This window comes from Micromonospora sp. ATA51 (assembly GCF_016802855.1).
GTDB lineage: Bacteria > Actinomycetota > Actinomycetes > Mycobacteriales > Micromonosporaceae > Micromonospora > Micromonospora sicca.
On record NZ_JAEVHJ010000508.1, the window covers coordinates 1 to 2,987 of the forward strand.

Annotated in this window: 2 protein-coding genes and 1 pseudogene; all 3 read left to right on the forward strand. The window is 72.3% G+C overall.

The window, feature by feature from the left end:
• Nucleotides 1-109 precede the first annotated feature (109 nt).
• Nucleotides 110-577 carry a VOC family protein gene (locus JNW87_RS36815; RefSeq protein WP_109805272.1) on the forward strand — a complete coding sequence of 156 codons (468 nt, stop codon included), beginning with the start codon at nucleotides 110-112 and terminating at the stop codon, nucleotides 575-577.
• Nucleotides 578-879: 302 nt separating this feature from the next.
• A pseudogene (locus JNW87_RS36820) lies at nucleotides 880-1,760 on the forward strand (DUF3626 domain-containing protein).
• 274 nt (nucleotides 1,761-2,034) lie between these two features.
• Nucleotides 2,035-2,796: a hypothetical protein gene (locus JNW87_RS36825; protein WP_201749975.1), complete on the forward strand. Its 762-nt coding sequence runs from the start codon at nucleotides 2,035-2,037 to the stop codon at nucleotides 2,794-2,796.
• Nucleotides 2,797-2,987 lie beyond the last annotated feature (191 nt).

Consider the following 2,987-nt stretch of genomic DNA (forward strand, 5'->3'; position numbering starts at 1 on the left):
CGACCACCACGTCGACGACTACATCGCCCGCGCACGACTCAAAACCGCAGCCTGAAAACCTGACTCAGTTGTTCAGATTCTCGAACCCAAGGATCTAGCATCAGTTGCCATGACCGATGATCCCGCCAGCCGTCCGCCGGCCGTCCGCCAGCTGCGTCTGGTCGTGGAGGCCGACGACTACGACGCCGCGGTCGCCTTCTTCCGCGACGCGCTCGGCCTGCCCGAACAGGCCGCGTTCTCCGGCGGGGACGGTGCCCGGGTGGTGATCCTCGAGGCGGGCCGAGCCACGCTGGAGATCGCCAACCCGGCGCAGAAGCGGATGATCGACGAGGTGGAGGTCGGCCGGCAGGTCGCCCCGCGAATCCGGGTGGCGTTCGAAGTGGACCGACAGGCCGTCACCGACCGGCTGGTCGCGGCAGGCGCGTCCCAGGTGGCCCCGCCGACGGTCACCCCGTGGCAGTCGCTGAACTCCCGACTCGACGTGCCGGCGGGCCTGCACATCACCGTCTTCCAGGAGTTGCGCTCGCTGGACGAGCGGACCACCCTCGACGGCTTCGGCACCGACCGCGACGGCTGACCCCGGTCGGCCGCGGAAATGCAGGTGCGCCCGGCGGGGAGCCTGCCGATACTCGGGCGGTGTCCGTCCCCCGCACCGCCCCCGCCGACGCAGCCGCGCTCACGCCGGCGCAGTCCGCCGCCCTGCGGCACGTCCGGCAGGTCGCCCTGCGGGACCGGCCGGCCGCGCTCGCGGTCATCGCCCGGCACCTCGCCGGGTCGGGCGCCGCGTACCGGCCGGAGGACGTGATCGCCGCGGTCGCCGCGCACGGCCGGCTGACGCTCAACTTCCACCCGGACCGCCTGCTGCGCGACGGCCGCACGGTGGCGACCGCCTTGGACGAGGAGGGCGTGTACCGCAGCCAGTTCGAGACGGGCATCTCCAACGGCGGCCTGACCGCCTTCCCGGGCGGGGGCCGGGACCGCTGGGAGGAGACGCTGTTCGGCGGGGCGTACCAGAGCGGCGACGTACGCCCCGCGACCGTCCCAAGTACGGCGGCCTGAACCTGCTGGACCACCCGGACGGCGCCTGCCCGCGGTTCGGCTCCTGTCACCTGCGGCTGCGTCCCGAGGTCCTCGGCCGGACGACCCTCTGCTTCGGGGACAGCCACCTCGGCCCGAAGGATCTGGGCACCGTCGACGTCGTCGAGCCGGTGCTCGCGGCGCTGCTGGAGGCCACCGCCGGCACCGGCGTCAGCCTCGGGGTGGCGGGCATGGACAGCGCGAGGCTGCTCCGTACGCTGGTAGGCCGCCGGGAGCGGGAGTCCGCGCGGCCCGGTGCCCCCGGTCGGGCGCTCGACGACTACGTCGAGGCGCAGATCCACGGCGAGCTGAGCCTGGCGAGGGACGTCGCGGCGCTGGTCGCCGACCCGTCGTTCCGGGACACCGAGACGGGGCGGACGCTGGCCGGGATCGCCCGGCGGCACGGATTCCCGTTGCTCTGGCACACCGGCTTCGAACTGCCGGTGGACGGGATCGACCCGGAGTTCCGGGGACCGGTCATCCCACCGCTGGCCGCCCGCGTGCACGCGGAGTTCGCCGGGCCGGGGGAGCCGGTGCACGCCGCGCTGATCGGCCGGGCGGCCGCCTCGGTGGTCACGGAGCCCGGGCGCTGGGCCGACCGGGGCCCAACGGAGGTCACCCTCCAGCACCTCAAGCAGCTCTGGCACGTCCTCGTCCGGTTCGGTACGCCCGCCGCCCGCTGACCGGAGAAAGCCGCCCGCTCCGGGCCGTCGGCAGGTTCGTCCTCGCTGTCCGGAAAGGCCGCTTCATGCCCATCGCGGCCGCCGCCGACGAGCTCGTCCGACACCCCTCGTGACCTGGGCCGCAGCTTCGCCGGCACCTGGCATTTCCGGAATGACCGACACGGGTAGCTGGTTGTGTTCCCCGTACCGCCGGACCGTAAACCCTTACCGGCCGGTAGTTCCCCGAGGGGCGCTCACCCCGGAGCGCGTCGTAACGATCGAAAGGGCAACCATCGTGAAGCAGCACTTCACTCGATGGCTCCCCGCCATCGCCAAGACCAGGCAGGACTTCTCTCGACGGCTGCCCGCGATCGCGGAGGCAACGCGGAGCAAGATCGCGAACATCCCGCAGAACAAGGCCGCGCTGAGCGTCGCGGGCGTGGCCGCCATCGGCGCCCTGGCGTTCGGCCCCACCGCCATCGCCGCGCCGGTGACCGGCGGACCCCATGCGGGCGCCGTGGCCGCCATCGACCTGGCAACGGGCAAGAAGACCGAAACCGTCGTGCCCGCGCAGACCACCGGCGCCGACAAGGTGAACCAGCCGGCCTCCGAGAAGCCGAGCCGGGACAAGCTCATCCCGCACGGCGTCGAGGGCGCCCAGTCGCGGATCCCGCTCGACGACGCGCAGATCGCCAACGCCAAGGCCATCGTCAAGGCGGCCAAGGAGACCGGCGTGGGCGAGCGCGGCGCCGTCATCGGCGTGGCGACCTCGCTGCAGGAGTCGAAGCTGTACAACCTCGGTCACCTCGGTGCGTACAACGACCACGACTCGCAGGGCCTGTTCCAGCAGCGCCCGTCGTCCGGTTGGGGTTCGCCCGAGCAGATCACCGACCCGGACTACTCCGCCAAGGCGTTCTTCAACGCGCTGAAAAACGTCGGTGGGTGGCAGCAGCTGCCGCTGACCGCGGCGGCGCAGACCGTTCAGGTGTCCGCCTTCCCGTACGCCTACGCGCAGTGGGAGGAGCAGGCGGCGGACGTCGTCCAGCAGCTCTGGTGACGCTTTGCGTTTTTGGCCGGCCGGTCCCCTTCGCTGGGGGCCGGCCGGTTTCCTTTTGCTGGGTTTCGCTGCCGTCCCTTGTGGTCCTTTGTTGGTTGCGGTGGGGGGTGTGGCCCGCCGTGACCGGCTCCGGGCGGTCAGGCTTGATCCCTGCGCCGGTCACGGCGGGGCCACACCCCTGACGTGGTCCC